This is a genomic window from Enterococcus caccae ATCC BAA-1240, from assembly GCF_000407145.1.
Taxonomy (GTDB): domain Bacteria; phylum Bacillota; class Bacilli; order Lactobacillales; family Enterococcaceae; genus Enterococcus_L; species Enterococcus_L caccae.
Genome location: NZ_KE136473.1, coordinates 127,871 through 144,943, shown reverse-complemented (window position 1 = coordinate 144,943; position 17,073 = coordinate 127,871). Strand labels below are relative to the sequence as shown.

At 36.0% G+C, this 17,073-nt stretch carries 12 protein-coding genes; 3 read left to right on the top strand and 9 right to left on the bottom strand.

Annotated elements, in window-relative coordinates; genetic code table 11:
* Positions 1-172 precede the first annotated feature (172 nt).
* The 4 genes from metF to I580_RS06200 form a co-directional block, all read right to left on the bottom strand.
* Complete coding sequence (gene metF, locus I580_RS06215) at positions 173-1,039, bottom strand: methylenetetrahydrofolate reductase [NAD(P)H] (protein ID WP_010771104.1); 867 nt, start codon at positions 1,037-1,039, stop codon at positions 173-175.
* Entirely contained in the window at positions 1,040-3,304 is a 2,265-nt protein-coding gene (gene metE, locus I580_RS06210) for a 5-methyltetrahydropteroyltriglutamate--homocysteine S-methyltransferase (protein WP_010771103.1), read from the bottom strand.
* A 152-nt stretch (positions 3,305-3,456) separates the two neighbouring features.
* Positions 3,457-4,182 carry an epoxyqueuosine reductase QueH gene (locus I580_RS06205; protein ID WP_010771102.1) on the bottom strand — a complete coding sequence of 242 codons (726 nt, stop codon included), beginning with the start codon at positions 4,180-4,182 and terminating at the stop codon, positions 3,457-3,459.
* Between the two features lie 37 nt (positions 4,183-4,219).
* A complete protein-coding gene (locus I580_RS06200; protein WP_010771101.1) occupies positions 4,220-5,137 on the bottom strand; it encodes an L-lactate dehydrogenase in 918 nt (305 codons plus the stop codon).
* 299 nt (positions 5,138-5,436) lie between these two features.
* Between I580_RS06200 and I580_RS06195 the strand changes: the two genes are divergently transcribed.
* Positions 5,437-5,655: a hypothetical protein gene (locus tag I580_RS06195; RefSeq protein WP_010771100.1), complete on the top strand. Its 219-nt coding sequence runs from the start codon at positions 5,437-5,439 to the stop codon at positions 5,653-5,655.
* Between the two features lie 168 nt (positions 5,656-5,823).
* On the opposite strand, the gene I580_RS06190 is transcribed toward I580_RS06195, so the two are convergent.
* From I580_RS06190 to I580_RS06180, 3 genes are all read right to left on the bottom strand, one after another.
* Positions 5,824-7,122: a hemolysin family protein gene (locus tag I580_RS06190; protein ID WP_010771099.1), complete on the bottom strand. Its 1,299-nt coding sequence runs from the start codon at positions 7,120-7,122 to the stop codon at positions 5,824-5,826.
* Between the two features lie 212 nt (positions 7,123-7,334).
* A complete protein-coding gene (locus I580_RS06185) occupies positions 7,335-9,281 on the bottom strand; it encodes a KUP/HAK/KT family potassium transporter (RefSeq protein ID WP_245558649.1) in 1,947 nt (648 codons plus the stop codon).
* Positions 9,282-9,843: 562 nt separating this feature from the next.
* Positions 9,844-12,480, bottom strand: coding sequence for a calcium-translocating P-type ATPase, PMCA-type (locus tag I580_RS06180; RefSeq protein ID WP_010771097.1), 2,637 nt, complete (start codon positions 12,478-12,480; stop codon positions 9,844-9,846).
* Between the two features lie 698 nt (positions 12,481-13,178).
* Between I580_RS06180 and I580_RS06175 the strand changes: the two genes are divergently transcribed.
* Positions 13,179-13,433: a helix-turn-helix transcriptional regulator gene (locus tag I580_RS06175; protein ID WP_010771096.1), complete on the top strand. Its 255-nt coding sequence runs from the start codon at positions 13,179-13,181 to the stop codon at positions 13,431-13,433.
* Between the two features lie 19 nt (positions 13,434-13,452).
* Positions 13,453-13,785, top strand: a complete 333-nt coding sequence (locus tag I580_RS06170) for a hypothetical protein (protein WP_010771095.1) — start codon at positions 13,453-13,455, stop codon at positions 13,783-13,785.
* A gap of 57 nt (positions 13,786-13,842) precedes the next feature.
* On the opposite strand, the gene I580_RS17055 is transcribed toward I580_RS06170, so the two are convergent.
* Positions 13,843-14,016: a hypothetical protein gene (locus tag I580_RS17055; RefSeq protein ID WP_010771094.1), complete on the bottom strand. Its 174-nt coding sequence runs from the start codon at positions 14,014-14,016 to the stop codon at positions 13,843-13,845.
* Positions 14,017-14,097: 81 nt separating this feature from the next.
* Entirely contained in the window at positions 14,098-16,998 is a 2,901-nt protein-coding gene (gene lanM / locus I580_RS06165) for a type 2 lanthipeptide synthetase LanM (protein WP_010771093.1), read from the bottom strand.
* Between the last annotated feature and the right edge of the window lie 75 nt (positions 16,999-17,073).

Genomic DNA, 17,073 nt, shown 5'->3' with positions numbered 1-17,073 from the left:
AATTTTCAAAAAAACAATAGGGAACATTTTAATCATCCACCAATTGTTTTAAAATCAATTCGATCATAGTCCACATAATGATCTTGTGAAAATAAAAAAGAGTGTGACCCAAAACTAAGAATCTGTTTTGAGTCACACTCTAAATCTAACCAATCATCATAAGAATTATTATCTATGATGCATCAAATAAGCTCCGCGTTGCTTCTCTGATTTTTTGTGCTACGTACGGATTATTCATCGTATACAGATGGATACCATCTGCTCCTTGTGCAACTAAATCAACAATTTGATTGATAGCATACGCAATACCTGCATCCCGAATAGCTTCTGGATTATGCTCATAGCGCTCCATCATTTTTAAAAATTTCGTTGGCAACGTCACATTAGACATCATGACCATACGTTCAATTTGCTTTTTATTAACAACTGGCATGATTCCAGCTTGAATTGGTACTTCGATAGCAGCAATATCACACTTTTCTTTGAATGTGTAAAAATAGTTATTATCAAAAAACAATTGTGTGATTAATTGATTTGTTCCACAATCAACTTTCCTTTTCAAATTTCTGATATCTTCAACAGAACTGGCTGCATCACTATGAGTTTCTGGATAACAAGCGCCAATAATGTTAAAATCCCCTTGTTCCTGAATAAAAGTGACTAAATCATTCGCATAGGAAAAGTCTTTTTTAGGTTCCTTCTCCGGCAAAAGATCCCCTCTTAACGCTAAAATATTTTCTACCTTTTTTTGTTTTAACTCTTCTAAAATAACTAGGATCTCATCTTTTGAAAAATTTACAGCTGGCAAATGCGCCACACTTGGTAAAAATTGCTCGTCTTGAATTTTTTGCGCAATATCCGCAGTACTCAAGTTAGCACCCGCTCCACCAGCCCCTAACGTCACACTGATAAAATCAGGTTGCTGTCCTTTCAAACGATCCAATGTATGGTAAATCGTATCAATCGGTGCTGTTCGTCTAGGTGGAAAAATTTCATAGGAAAAGACAGTCTTTTCTTTGAACAAGGTATCTGTTCTCATTTACACCCCTCCACGTACCTTTTTTGCTGCGAGGACTAAATTTTTCAAACTAGCTTCTGTTTCTAACACACCACGTGTTTTTAGTCCACAATCAGGATTAACCCACACTTTTTCAACAGATAATTTACTTAAAATATTGCGAAGCGTGGTTTCGATTTCCTCTACCGAAGGAATACGCGGTGAATGGATATCATAAACCCCAGGCCCTACTTGGGTTTGAAAATCGATTGCTTTTAAAGCATCTAATATTTTAAAATTTGAACGGGAAGCTTCAAATGAAATAACATCAGCATCCATATTATCGATATCTTGAATAATATCCGCAAATTCGCTATAACACATATGTGTATGAATTTGTGTCGTTGGTTGTACTTTACTATGAACCAAACGGAAAGCTGGTATTGCCCAGTCTAAATACTCAGAATGCCAGTCAGTTTGACGTAATGGTAGTTTTTCTCGCAATGCTGCTTCGTCGATTTGAATAATTTCGATTCCATTGGCTTCCAAATCCAGTACTTCTTCTTGAATAGCTAAAGCTAATTGCAACGTTGACTCTCTTATACTGATATCTTCACGAGGAAATGACCAATTCAAAATTGTTACAGGTCCTGTCAACATTCCTTTCATCGGTTTATCAGTTAACGTTTGGGCATAGGTTGAATACGCCACAGTAATTGGATTTGAGCGTGAAATATCTCCCCAAATAATTGGTGGTTTTACGCAGCGAGTGCCATATGATTGAACCCATGCTTTCTCAGTAAACAAATAACCATCTAAACTTTCGCCAAAATATTCCACCATATCATTACGCTCAAATTCACCATGAACTAAAACATCTAACCCGATTCCTTCTTGAAAAGCGACACATTCTGCGATTTTTATTTTATTGAACTCTGTATATTGCGCTTCAGTGATTTCACCTTTTTTAAATTTTGCCCGATTTTGTTTGACTTCGTTTGTTTGGGGGAAAGAGCCAATCGTTGTGGTCGGCAAAATCGGTAGTTTCAATGTATCTTTTTGAACAACTGCACGTTCCGTTAGTGACGGCACGCGAATAAAATCTTGTTCTGTCAACGCGTTGATTTGCTGTAAAACATGGTCATTTTTAGAGAAACGTTCTTGAGCAAATAGGTCAAGATTCGCTTTTAATAATGGTTGGTTTTCATCTTTATTTGCAATGATTTGCTTTAAATCATTTAATTCAGTTAATTTTTCTACAGCAAATGCAAAATGGTCTGTCACTTTCTTTGTTAATCCTGTTTCATTTACCAATGTAAACGGCACATGAAGCAATGAGCAGGAAGTGTTCAATACGATCTCACCAAATGATTGAAGTTTCTCAAGTAGCGTTAAAGTTTCTTTATAATTATTTTTCCAGATATTTTTTCCGTTTACAATTCCAGCAAATAATATTTTGTTTTCAGGAAAACCATATTTTTCAAGTAATCTTAGTGTTTTTCTTCCTTCTACAAAATCTAAACCAATTCCATCAAATGCTAAATCGATCAATTCTTTGTACGCATCTCGAACGTCTCCAAAATACGTTTGAACTAATATCTTTAGAGTGCTTTTTTTAACCAATAATTTTTGATATACGTTCTTAAATTGTTGAACTTCAGCTGGCGATAAATCTAAAACTAAAGCTGGCTCATCGATTTGAAGCCATTGACAACCAGCTTCTGCCAAGCGATCAAAAATCTGAGCATAGGCGATAATCGCATCCTCATAAAAATCAACTGCTTGTTTAGTTCCATGATAGGTTGCTAATTTCAATAAAGTAAACGGCCCTATTATTGTTGGTCTCGTATTGATACCAGCTTCTTTTGCTTCCTTGAAAGTGGTAAATAGTTTCTCTCCAACAAGTTTTAGTTCAGTATCATCATCGATTTCCGGAACCATATAATGGTAATTCGTATTAAACCATTTCTTCATCGCCAATGCCGTCACATCTCCTGAGGCACCTTGATAACCTCTTGCTAAAGCAAAATAAGTTTCTAATGGTGATAATTGTAACGCTTGGTACTTTTTAGGCACGATATTTAATAAAACTGCTGCATCCAATGTCGTATCAAAAAAGGAAAAATCACCACTTGGAATAAAATCGATTCCCTGATCGACCAATAACTGCCAATGTTTTTTGCGCAACTCTTTTCCTGTTGCTTCTAATTCTTCTGCCGATATTTCTTTCCTAAAATACTTTTCTGTCGCAAATTTTAGTTCTCTCAACTCTCCCACACGTGGGAACCCAATAATCGATGTCTTCATACTTTTCCTCCTTCAAAGGTATTTCAACTACTTTATCATGATAAAGTTACATAGTATAACACTTATTTTCTATCATTAAATATAGTTTTAAACTATATACATAGCAAAAAAGAGAATGATCTCCTGTTACCTGAAGATCACTCTCTTTTTTATTATTTTTCTTGTTCTGCCAAAAATTCTTTTGCTTCCTTGTTGACAGATTTTAAGTCAATACCTTGCTTGGTTGCTGCAAACATACAACCACAATAACATTGACGGTAGACATCATATTCTTTACATAACTCAATTGAACGCTTATAGCCATTGTTTTTCTTAAAATCACTTGGCAAATAATTAATCGCATAAAATTTTTGAATATCGATCCCAATTTCATTGATCAATTGACTATTTTTCTTTGGCGATAGCGTTAACGCACTTCCAAAATAGTCATAGCCTAACTCTTGTGCTTTTTCCGCAACGATATCTAAGCGCATCTGAAAACAGGCCGAACAACGTTTGCCACCTTCTGGTTCTTCTGTCAATTCTTTTTCCTGAACCATTTTGATAAATTTATTCGGTTCATATGGAGCAGATAAAAATTGGACTTGATTCTTTGTCTGTTTATTAAAATCCTCTACAAATTTTTGTTGCACGATTTCTCTACGATGATACTCTGATCTTGGATGGATATTTGAATTAGCAAAAAAAATCGTAACATCTGCATATTGCGTCAAATATTCAAGTGAGTAAGTACTACAAGGTGCGCAACAGCTATGCAACAAAATAGTCGGACGTATCGCTGATTTTTCCCATTCTGCAATAACTTTTTGTAATACACGATCATAATTGATTTTTTGATTAGGAGACATTTTCTCCGTTATTTCTGTTAAATTTATCACCAAATTGCCTCCATTGTTTTAAATCACCGTTACTATTTTACTTCTTGATAGGCAATTTTGCTAGTGCTGTTTTAATAATTTGAAGAGATTTTTCCCGTAACTCATTTTCTTTTTTTGTCAGTGGACAATCGATAAGCGATTCTACTCCATTTTTACCAATTACAACAGGTTGTCCATAATAAACATCAGCTTGTTGATTATAGGCCGAAACCGAAACAATCGTTTTTGAGTCATTTAACATCATCCTCACTAAGCGTGCCGCACAGGTTGCAATACCATAACTTGTATAACCTTTTCCTGCGAAAGCCTTCCAACCACCTGCTCGAACAGCAGCATCAAGCTTTTCTAAATCAAGTGTTTGATCCCAAGCTAAGAGTGGTCGATCACCGACTGTGACGGTCGACCAAGCAACAAATTGAGAATCTCCATGTTCACCGTACACATACCCACCGACATTTCTACTATCAATGGCTAAATTACGACTCACCGCCTGTTTCATCCGAGCGGTATCAAGCATCGTTCCTGTCCCAAATACTTTATTAGGCTCAAACCCTGTTAACTTTTGCATATATGCTGCAATTACATCACATGGATTCGTAATCGTTAAAATAATACCCTTAAATCCCGATGCCTTGATTTTAGGGGCAGTTGCTTCTACGATTTTGCTCGTGATCTCAAGTTCTTTCAACCGATCGCCATCTTCTCCTAATGCACTGATTTGACCTGCACAAAAAACAATAATAGAAGCGTCTTTTAACGCTTGATAATCTTGGATGATAATCTTAGTTTTCCCAGTTAAAAAAACCTCAGCATCTAACAAATCATATTCTTCAGAAACAGCTAATTCTTCATTTTTATCGATCAAAACAAGCTCATCAACTAAATTTTCAGTGACCAATGTATACGCAAGTGTTGCACCCACGTGACCTAAACCGATAATCCCCACCTTATGCATTTAAACACATCCTTTTTATTTAATCCTAGCTGAATATAGCGTACTGGTCAACCTTCTTTTTATCCTTTTAATTTGCTGCAGCACGTTCAGATACGGAAACTCAAACAAATTCAACTCAGTCTTCTGAAACAAGCAATTCTTCTAATCAGACTACTACTTCTAAAGAATCTGATAAAGATCCACAAACAATTTATAATTCATTATTAGGAAATTGGATTTCTACAGAAAATGACTCTAATGGCATTCCTTGGTTAGCTGCTTTTACAGATACTTACGCTACAATTGGACCTACTCAAGGAGTGGGAAGTACTTTAAATTTTAAAATTAGTTCTTTGAATTGGAATGAACAAACTCAACGTCTGCTTATCACAAATGAAGCCTATGATCCAGATGGCAATCGTTCCCCATCGAATGACTATACGTTGACTGTACATGATATTGATTTAACAAATTTTTCTCAACTATCTATTTCAGGAACAACTTTTGCAACAACCGATTTTACTTATCATAGAAATTGATTTTATAAAAAATTAAGTGAGTGAGGTTGGGCATAACTCTTCAAGTCATACCTAACTTCGCTCACCTGAAATTCAAATAAATGGCAGAATCAGAAGCAATCTCTAAGTACTAAAGCATCATTATGCCAGCACTTATTTATCGGTGTCAAACACCTCTATTCCATCTTTTTACACCTGATTTAATGTGATTTTAAAGTAATCAATATGTGCATGCTCATAGTCCATTACTTCAAAAATAAACTTATCAATCTTGATTTGGTCTCCAACAGTAATTTGATTCTTCTGTTGTTCCACAATAAAACCAGCTAATGTAGACATTTCAGACTCTTCAAATATTGGAATTTTCACTTTAAAGTACCGTTCAAAATCATCAAGTGTGATTTTACCAGAAACGATATACGAATTATCAGATTCTTTGGCAATCAGAGCATTTTCTAAATCTGTTTCATCTCTAATGTCACCTACTAATTCTTCTAGAATATCCTCAATGGTTACCATCCCTGTAGTTCCACCATATTCATCTTTTAAAATCGCAATATGTTTCCCTTCTTTTCGCATCATCGTTAGTAAACTCTTGATTGGAATTGTCGCTAACACGATAATAGGCTCTTCAACTAGTTCGCTGACGTTTCTTTGATTATTGATAAATGATTCTTTTATTAAAGCCGGCAACGTTACATAACCTAATACATTATCTTTTGACTCTTCAATAACTGGATAGCGCGTATGTCCCCGTTTTAAAGAATGCTGAATTGCTTGTGCTACCGTTTCGTCGGCTTCGAAAACCTCCATAGAGGTTCGATCGACCTGAATTTCTTTGGCAAGTGTATCGTCAAATTCAAAAATATTTTCCATATAATGATACTCTTCTTTGGTCAGTTCCCCTTTTTTATAGGAATCATCTGCTACATACAATAATTCTTCTTGGGTTAATGTTTCTTCCCCTTCAGATACTAGTCTAATTCCAAACAACTGTCCCAATTTAGCTGCAGAATGATTCAGCAACCAAATAAACGGATACATTATCTTATAAAAATAATGCAATGGTTTAACAATGGCTAGAACAACTTTTTCAGGCTTAGCGATACTGTAACTTTTAGGAAACAATTCCCCTACAACAACCACAACATACGTTACAATTACAAATCCTAAAACAATAGAAATCGTGCTGCTTAACGCTCCACTGATTGGCAGATCGCCTACTATTGGATGTAGTAACGCAGCAACTGATCCTTCACCTACCCAACCAATGATCAACCCTGTCAAAGTAATGCCTAGTTGGCTTGTAGATAAATATGCGTCTAAATGGTGTGTCACATGAATCGCTAATTCCGCATTTTTTACGCCGTCATTTTTTAACTGCTCCAATCGTGACATTCGAATTTTCACTAATGCAAATTCACTTGCCACAAAAAATGCAGTGATCGCAATCATTAAAAGTAATATTAAAAAATTTATTATAAGCATTCTTTACACCTCATTTTTCCTTATTATTCTATGTTACATTATACGTGTCCTTTAGCTATAGCGCTAATAAGAGCTATTCCTTTATGAAATTATTGATAGCTTAAAGCGACTGAGGCATAACTCTTCGAGCTATATCTCAGTCGCTTTACATTTGTATACACGGTTGAAACCGAAGCAACAACTACGTTACATTTCGATTTCACCCTCTTTTTTTATGTTAAAACTTTTCGTTCTCTTAATCTTGTCTTTCTTGTATCACCGATAATCAATGGAACAGATTCATATTTCACTTCACTATATTCCAAACCAAACCAGTTTTCTGGCGTAGTCGTTCTTTTTTTGATTGCCAATTTTAATTGCATGATTTGACGATCCCATTTCTTCAACTCTGTTACCTTGGATAGCTCTTCCCGAATAATAATAAATTGGAAATCCCCAACTTCACGACCTGGTGTCAATGAATATTTCTGTGGCTGTTTAGGTAAACGTCCTTCTTTCATTAAATCATAAACGATTTGACGAATATAAACATTGACCTCTTGCGCTACATGAAACCCAAGATACAACTGAACCTGTACGATAAAATCAGTGCCCATCATATCTACAGAATACTCTTTCGTAAATGGTTCATCCGTTACTTCAACGTTTACAAACCAGTAAACATTTGCTCTTTTCGGTTGTTTATCTAAAATTGAGTAAATGATTTGACGACCAATTTCGTCTCCGATCGTATCTGGTGTCATGAAAACAACGTTCGTTTGTGATTTAGGAACCGTCGTATCATCTTTTAACATCCGTAACTGCTCTACATATTGTTTAAGCGGAACTGTATCAGATGTCTTCTCTTTAATAATATTGCCCCACTCCCAAATGGTCATCACAGCTAAAATCAATAATGCGATACCAACAGCTACATAACCGCCATGGAAGAATTTCGCAATACTTGAGACAAAGAAGATCGACTCAATACTACCAAAGAATAAAGTAATAAGATAAGCAACCCAGCGCGGTGCACCTTTTTGCAATAGGTAAAACATCAACAGAATAGTCGTCATCAGCATTGTTACTGTAATTGAAAGGCCGTATGCTGCTTCCATATGCGTAGAAGTTCTAAACGTAATGACGATTAACGAACAGACGATCCATAACATCATATTCACAGCTGGAATATACATTTGACCAATATTCGCACCTGGATAAATGATTTTCAATCTTGGCAATAATTTTAATTTGATTGCTTCTGAAACTAATGTAAATGAGCCTGAAATCAAAGCTTGGGAAGCAATTACTGCAGCGACCGTAGCAAACACTACCCCGATAAGCATGATACTATTTGGCATCATTTGAAAGAATGGGTTTAAATTCTCGATTGCTAAAATCGACGGATCATTTTTAGCACTCAAGATCCAAGCTGCTTGTCCTAAATAATTGAGAATCAGACAAATTTTAATATACGGCCAACTAGCACGAATATTATGTTTACCAACGTGACCCAAGTCAGAATATAAGGCTTCTGCCCCAGTTGTTGCTAAGAAGACATTCCCTAAAACGAAGATTCCTAGTTTATTTTCAGGACTAAGCAGTAAGTGAACTGCATAATAAGGGTTCAACGCACGAAGAACTGTCCAATCTTGTCCAAAATTGATCAGCCCCATCACGCCTAGGAAGGTAAACCAAGCAAACATAATCGGTCCAAACGCTTTTCCAACTGCATCTGTTCCAAAACGTTGAACAGAAAATAAAATAAGTATAATAGCCAATGTAATCATCACGATAATGTTTTGATCACTGCCGAACCGTTCAAAGAACACAGGAATCCCCCGCAATCCTTCGATTGCAGTAGTCACAGTCACAGCTGGAGTCAACACACCATCGGCGAGTAATGCTGCTCCTCCAATCATAGCTGGAATAATCAAGTATTTCCCTTTTTTACGCACAAGTGTGTATAAAGAGAAGATGCCTCCCTCACCATGATTATCGGCGTTTAAAGCAATCACAACGTATTTGATCGTTGTTAAAATCGTTAATGTCCAAAAAATCAATGATACCGCGCCAAGAATGAAACTCTCCGAAACATTTCGAAGACCGCCGTTATCTCCAACGATCGCTTTCATTACATAAAGCGGGCTTGTTCCGATATCACCATAAACGACCCCCATTGCTACTAAAAGACCCGCAGCGGTCAATTTCTGATGATGCGAAATTTTCGACTTCTCTACCACAAAATTCTCCTCCAATTTAAAAGCATAAGGGGCTCGTCCTGCTCTGACTGAAAAATAAAAAAACCACTTATCAGAACTTCTCTTCAACCCAATTCCGCTTTTTAAGTAAAACAAGAGACCTAAGTGAAACGACACTTGGCCCTTACACTTAGGTCTCGCAATTTCATTCTTAGACCAGTGTTTACACACTTGCTGTTGATCTAAAAACATAGATAAACTATGTTGCTACTCCCCTAAGATTTTTATTTGGGCTTCCAAATAAAAATATCGGTTGTTAGTTATAATTAATTTAAAAAAATACCAGCTAAAAAAAATAAAACAACTGATTTTGTTAACAACTATAATACTCCTTCAACATTTTAGCAAGTCTTTTATGTAAATAAATTCAATACTATTTTCAAGAGATCCTTTCACCCAATCAAGAGATATGAAAAAAAGAGCTTAACGTGTTGATTTCGTGGTAGAAATCAACACGTTAAGCGTTGGCTTTAATATACGTTTATTCGGCATCTTCTTCTGATGAATAGTGGAATTTGATCATTTCATTGACAAAAATCGGTACAATCGATAGCCCCATGACTAATAACCAATGATTCATCCCAATCGGAACTAAGCCAAACAATTCTTGTGTGAATGGTAACAACGCAATGACTGTCGTAATAATCACAGCCAACACCGCCATTTCAAACAATGATTTATTTGTTGATAATTTTACTCTAAAAATCGATTCTGTACTTCTCACATTGAAAACATGTAGAATCGATGAATAAGCTAGAATTAAGAATGCTACTGTTTGACCAATTTCATGACTTGCTTCAAAAAAATAAGAAACTGAATCAACATTTGCGCCTAAATAGAATCCAAACAAAGTGATTACTGTAAAGACAAAAGCATTGATCCCAATTTTTTGCCATAAACCACGTGCAAAAATCCCTTCATTTCTTGGAATTGGAGCTTCATCCATGATTCCTTTTTCTGCTGGTTCTTTCCCTAGTGCAAAACCAGGTAGACCGTCTGCAACGACGTTTACAAACAGTAATTGAACCGCCGTAAAGGGTGCTCCCCAACCAAGCAACATAGCAATCAATACAATAAATATCTCCGAAATATTACAGCTTAACAAAAAGTTGACTGCTTTACGGATATTGCGATAAACAGCCCGACCTTGGGCAACGGCATCTACGATTGTTGCAAAATTGTCATCCGTCAAAATCATATCTGCTGCACCTTGTGCCACGTCTGTTCCAGTAATTCCCATGGCGCAACCTACGTCACTCGCTTTTAAGGCAGGAGCATCATTGACTCCGTCCCCTGTCATTGCAACAACTGCACCAGTTCGTTGCCAAGATTTCACAATACGGATTTTATCTTCTGGCGTTACTCGAGCATAGACAGAGAGTGATTTCACTCGTGAATCTAGCTCTTCATCAGACATTTTTTGCAATTCCGATCCTGTCAGGGCTTCATTTTTATCTGTTAAAATCCCCAACTCCTTGGCAATGGCGCCTGCTGTCACTACATGGTCTCCTGTAATCATGACTGTTTTGATTCCTGCTTTTTTCGCTCTAGCAATGGCCCCTTTACTCTCTGGTCTTGGGGGATCAATCATGCCAATCAATCCTAATAGCCGTAAGTTCTTCTCTAACGCCCCTGAAGTGATGTCAGTGGGTTCTTCATCATAAATGGCATAACCGACCGCAATCACTCGTAAAGCACGTTTTCCGAAGCGATCATTTACCACAGCCGCTTGTTCAACATCACCAAAACGGAAACGAGTCAATAGAACATCAAAAGCACCCTTGGTTACAGAAATATACTTTTTCCCCATTTTGTGAACGGTCGTCATCATTTTTCGTTCAGAATCAAATGGAATTTCTCCGATTCTTGGGTATTTTTCTTCTAATTCAGCTTTCGTATGATAGTTTTCTTCCACTGCACGCACGATAGCTGCTTCCGTTGGATTTCCTTGGATGACTAGATCATCCCCATCTTTATCTACAATAACATCTGTACAAAGAGAAGCCATTTTCAAGACTTCCATCGCTTCATCTGTCATCGCATCTTCAGTATCTGTTACTTCATCTCCACGTGACCAAACACGTCTGACCCGCATTTTATTTTGCGTCAAGGTTCCAGTCTTATCAGAACAAATTACATTAGCAGTGCCCAGTGTTTCAACAGCCGGTAAGCGACGAATGATGGCATGCTTCTTTGCCATTTTCTGGACACCGTAAGCCAATGTCAATGTTACGATTACCATCAAGGTTTCAGGTACCGCTGCAACAGCTAATGATACCGCCGTCATAAACATCTCTAACATTGGTTCACCTTGTAACTCACCAATAACAAAGACTAATGCTGCAGCACCTAAAGCAATGAGGCTGATCCTCTTCCCTAATTGGTTCAAACGTTTTTGTAGTGGTGTTTGCTGGGTCACATCGTCATTTAACAAGCCGGCGATTTTTCCCATTTCAGTTTGCATCCCTGTTGCTGTAACAATTGCTCGTCCACGACCATTTGCTACCGTACAGCCTTTAAAGACCATATTGATTTGGTCGCCGATCGGTGCATCTTGTTTTCCTATGTACTCCGAATCTTTCTCAATAGGCTCACTTTCTCCAGTAAGTGCGGATTCTTCTACTCTAAGTTGCGATGATTGGATCAAACGAGCATCTGCTGTAATCATTGACCCTGATTCTAATACAAGTATATCGCCAACAACAACATCTTCTGCATCGATAGTCTCAACTTTTCCGTCACGTAAAACCGAGCTACTTTGTTTATTCATATCTTGTAACGCCGCCAACGATTTTTCAGCATTTCCCTCTTGAACGATGGCTAATACGGCGTTGATAATCACAATAGCGATAATCAAGATTCCTTCAAAATAATCCCCATGATCAGTTGCAATTGCTGTGTAAAATGAAATGGCTGCCGCAACTAATAAAATGATTGTTGTAAAATCGGATAAGCTATGAAGAAACTTCTTGAATATTGACTCTTTCTTGGCCTCATGGAATTTATTAGCGCCTTGTTCAGTAAGTCGCTTTTTTACCTCTTGTCCCGTTAATCCTTGCTCTTTATTTGTGTTCACTTCTTTAATAATTGTCTCGATAGGTTGTTTGTATGCTTCCATCCTATCCCCCCATTCTTATTTTTTCCTTCTATTAATATAGTATCTATATTCACTATACCATGTTTTTTTTTCAAACTTCAATAAATATGGCTAAATTTTTATTTTTTCTAGCCACTTTTTTCAAAAGCAGAGCTCCCACTAAATAAAAAAAAGTTGTACCTATTGGGGAGCATTATAGTTGAAAACGCTTACCAAACATGTTACTATACTTATAGAAGGAAGGAGGAACAATCAGTTGTATTGAAGAATTTCTCGAAGTAGACACGAATAAACGCAAAATTGTTAGCAGAACACGATTCACCTTTCATCAAGATATATGTGTAAAGTATAAAAATCGTAAAAACATCTTTAAAAAATAGTGAATATGTGTAAAAAATTGGGTAATCCATCTAAAAAACACATATAAAGATAGTTTGATTGAAAAATTTTTAAGAAAAGAAATGTAGAAAATGTAATGAAGACAAGATTTGGTTTATGAACAAGAAATTCAACTAATTACTTTACATGTATAACGAAAAGTAAAAAATGATCATTCAATACACTGATTCCTTCCAGAAACAAGAGCCAAGCTAGTCGAGAAGCTTGGCTTTTTTCTTTTGATTTTCTTTGCAAGTTATTTGTAAGTGAAAGTAAGATATGGTATATTGACTATGCGCTTTTTATTTAATACATAAATTAGACTATTGGAGGGATTTGCATTGCCAAAAAAGAAGAACTCATCTTTTGAGAGTTCCATTCACGTCTACAGAGCCATGAAACGCATGACCCAACAGGAACTTGCTGACAAGGTAGGAGTATCTAGACAAACAATCATTCAGTTAGAAAGAAATAGGTACAATCCTTCCCTTTTACTGGCTCATGACATAGCGGACGTTTTCGAAGTGCCGATTGAACAAATCTTCACTTTCAAAAAATTAACAGATGACGAGCAAACGAACGAAGAAACCGACTAACGGAAGGAAAGGATAAATTATGACTGAATCACTTAAATCTTTTTTTGATAACTTGCCAACAAATCATTGGTCTACCTTAGTGATTGCTTTACTATCAATTATCTTTATTATTTATTCACTTTACTTTTACTTTAGTAAAGAAGGTAAAGATGAACGGGGAAAGAAAATTATTTCAACAGCAAGCTTCATTTCTTTCATTGTCACAATGATTTTATTATTTGCCTTAAGTAATTTATTTTATGATATTGCTTCTTATAATCAAGTTTCCTACTCATGGATTTTAAACTTGGCTGTATTGATCATATCTGGAACAGAAGCAATTGGCATATTTATTTTGAAAAAATCAATTTAATCAAAAAAAAACTAGAAAAATGGATATAATCCATTTTTCTAGTTTTTTCTAGTTTTCCTATGGTAAACAAATAATACGTGACCATCCACCAATTGTATTCGCAACAATCGTTTCTGATCTATCCACAGTCTCTTCAGAATTTTTACTTCTTTCAAATGAAGCTCCTACAACTGAATCAACTTTTTTTAAATCTTTTGCTGTTTCCATTTTTTCAATCGATAATTTTCTCATGATATAAACTCTCCCCCTTGCATTAATACCTAAATTATAATCCGTTCTCTCAAATAAGTAAAGTTATTTTTTCAGATTGTGTCACTTAATAAATAACAAGGATCGAACACTGGACGAATCATATGCCCTCAATATCTGGTAGCCTATTCCAGATAATCCACAGAAAAGACCAATCGGAATACTGGCTGAATCTGTCTTCAGTTTAATAACATCCTCCAATAATGTATGAATGTTATTCAAATAATCATCTGAATTTCCATAATTTCCATGGCATAAACAATCATCTTCTGTACCTAAATCCACAACTTTTCCAAAGAATTCCTCCTCAAAAGTCAGGTTCAATAATTGACAAATTTTTTCGATCCCTATTTTCCCACGACACCAAGATCCGTTGAGTCTTGGTTTCCTTTCAAGATTCTTTTGGACTCTTTCTTGGTACCACTCAAGCTTTTCTGCGATTGTCGCATCTTGCAATATTTGATTTGCTTGAAACAATCCATAACAAACACCTGCATAACCATGAGCAAAACTACTATCTTCCATAGTTTTGCACTCAATAGATTGTGCGTAGTATGAAAGTAATTCATAGATCTCATCACTTGAAACGTCTTGATAGGCTGCTGCTAAAACAGCCAACAGGCTAGCTTTGCCATAGAGCCACTCATCTGATTTGTTTGACTCCAATACACGGTTCAATTTCAAATTTTGTACACTTTTTTTCAAATATAGACGATGTTTTTCATCATCAAGCAATCTCGTTACAAAAAAAGCAACGGTTAGACGCATCCCATCATCAAAAAAGGCACTTTCATATGTACTTTTGGCTTCCTGTTTTTCAAAAATCTCTTTTTCTAACATATCAATCACTTCTTGATATGCCTCTTTTGGCACAAAATGATTCAAATAAACTAAGAATAAATAGATGCCTGCGCTCCCTTCATAAAGATCTATCCCTGGATAAGCAACGCCTACCTTATCATTTGCTTCTGGAAGAACTAAAACCCAATCTACTTCTCCAAGATTCTTTTCCACGACAAGCTGATTGACGATCTGATCCCCAATATCAGCGGCTTTTTGTAATAGCGGTTGCTCAATGAACCTATTTTTCTCTGGTAGTACTATTTTTTGCGTAGTATATTCTAAAGTCCCTAAACTTTCCTTTAATAAAAGATAAGAAAATCGACTAGTTTTTTCTGTTATTTGCTCCATATGCTCCACCGTATCCTGCAAGGGAGTCTTTGCTAACAATCCAGATAGCTTTTGACCATTAGTATAGATGTCAGAAAGAGAGGTATTTGCCGTAACAAAAGGAATATCGTGATCCAACATGGCCTGTACTTCAAAAGGAATCAACGCTTCTGGAATAATGTTACTGGCCCATAAATTTTCAATGATTTTTTCTCGCTCAATATAGTTTGACATACTATCTGTATGCAAGGTGAAATTCAATAAATTCCCATAATCTTGTGTATCTCTGTATATCAATCGAATCGTTGTATCAGAAAATAATTCTTTGACTTTCTGTATAAAAGCAGCCTTATTTTTTAATAATAATTGGTTCATTGTTTGAAAAGCTTCTTGAATCACGTAACGATATAATTGATAATCGACCTCTTCCCCTGCTAAACGAGGAATATTTTGAGCGCCTTCCATATATGCTTCTTCCAGTTGAAAAGCGATATCACTGGAGCCATTATTTCTCAATCTTCTAACCTTTTTAGGTAATTTTTGCTTGGTACCAGATAAGGCATCCATCTCTAATTCCCGTTTCAAATGCTTTTTTTGCGGCAATAATCCTGAAACGAGTACCGATTGTTTTTCTATCCTAGTTTGTCGTGACAATTTTTGTGTTTGTTTGAACATCTCTGGACGAATCAGCGTTTCTACATCGATCAAGACTGGATACGGGCCACTAGCAATTAAATTTTCCATGTGCAAATCTGTTGACCCTAACCAATAAACAACTGCTAGTAAGTGACCATAGTTTCGATAAAAGATCGTTACCTCACTCTCATCTTTACAGTCTTGATACGCAACTTTTTCCTCAATTGTAAATGTTGGTAAGACGATTCGTTTAACTTTATAAAAGGATAGCGTTGTGTCTAGTTCCTCCAGATAAGACAACAACTCATTAAAACGTTCACCTATTTCAAGGTTTTTAAATTTAAAGATCAGGTCTTTTTTTTGCACTTGAAATTGGATCACGGTTTTCCCATGATCATGGCTATCTCCTTGACCTAGTTTTATTTGTGTAAGTGTCATCGGTGATGAAATAGAGAACGTTTCTATCAATTGTTCGCTAGAATCGACCAATGAGGCTATAAATTCTTCGATCATTTCACAGGCAAATTTCAAGCGGACCGCAAGAACTCTGGCCAAGGTAGGGTATTCTCCATAAAAAAGATATGTCCGTTGTTTATCCCCTAAAAATTCTTCAATATACTTAGCAAATTCTGCTTCTCTGGACTCAGCTTGTAACTGATATTCTTCAATCATTTGATGAACATCCCAAACCAGTGTTTTTTGAGCAATAAAAAAGAATTCATCAGACAATTGTTCAATTAGTTCTTTGACCACATTTTCAGACAGTTGAATCGACGGATATTTTTGTAATAAACTGTGAATATGGTTTTCATAATAATGCAAATGAAAACGTAATCCAGCTGTTAAATTCAGTTCTTTTATAGGGATTTCAGCTGTAAATAAGTGCTGATGTAATTGAAACCACTCACTCTTTTCAAGAGTCGGCACTAAAGATCGTGCCCGTTCTTCGGTAAAAGGTAACAGACCTTTAATAAATGCCTCTTCATTCCACTGATAATATTGAAATATCTTGGGATAATCTGACTCTTTCAATAAGCTTTTACGGGCTTGCCAGTTCTTCAAGTAGATTTGATCTTCTGTTTCGATTTTTTGATTTTTCCAACTTTGGATTCTTTCAGATCTTGTGGTGGCATAACTATATGTCAGTTCTTCCATCATCGCTTTCTCTCCTTTGGCATAGTTTCTCCTCTTAATAACAATAATAATAAAAAAGTAGACAAAATACTACAGTAT

Bases quoted from the DNA above. Each gene is read 5' to 3' on its own strand.
- metF (WP_010771104.1), bottom strand. From the start codon at position 1,039: ATGAGAACAGATACCTTGTTCAAAGAAAAGACTGTCTTTTCCTATGAA.
- metE (WP_010771103.1), bottom strand. From the start codon at position 3,304: ATGAAGACATCGATTATTGGGTTCCCACGTGTGGGAGAGTTGAGAGAA.
- I580_RS06200 (WP_010771101.1), bottom strand. From the start codon at position 5,137: ATGCATAAGGTGGGGATTATCGGTTTAGGTCACGTGGGTGCAACACTT.
- I580_RS06190 (WP_010771099.1), bottom strand. From the start codon at position 7,122: ATGCTTATAATAAATTTTTTAATATTACTTTTAATGATTGCGATCACT.
- I580_RS06185 (WP_245558649.1), bottom strand. From the start codon at position 9,281: ATGGGGGTCGTTTATGGTGATATCGGAACAAGCCCGCTTTATGTAATG.
- I580_RS06180 (WP_010771097.1), bottom strand. From the start codon at position 12,480: ATGGAAGCATACAAACAACCTATCGAGACAATTATTAAAGAAGTGAAC.
- I580_RS06170 (WP_010771095.1), top strand. From the start codon at position 13,453: ATGACTGAATCACTTAAATCTTTTTTTGATAACTTGCCAACAAATCAT.
- I580_RS17055 (WP_010771094.1), bottom strand. From the start codon at position 14,016: ATGAGAAAATTATCGATTGAAAAAATGGAAACAGCAAAAGATTTAAAA.
- lanM (WP_010771093.1), bottom strand. From the start codon at position 16,998: ATGATGGAAGAACTGACATATAGTTATGCCACCACAAGATCTGAAAGA.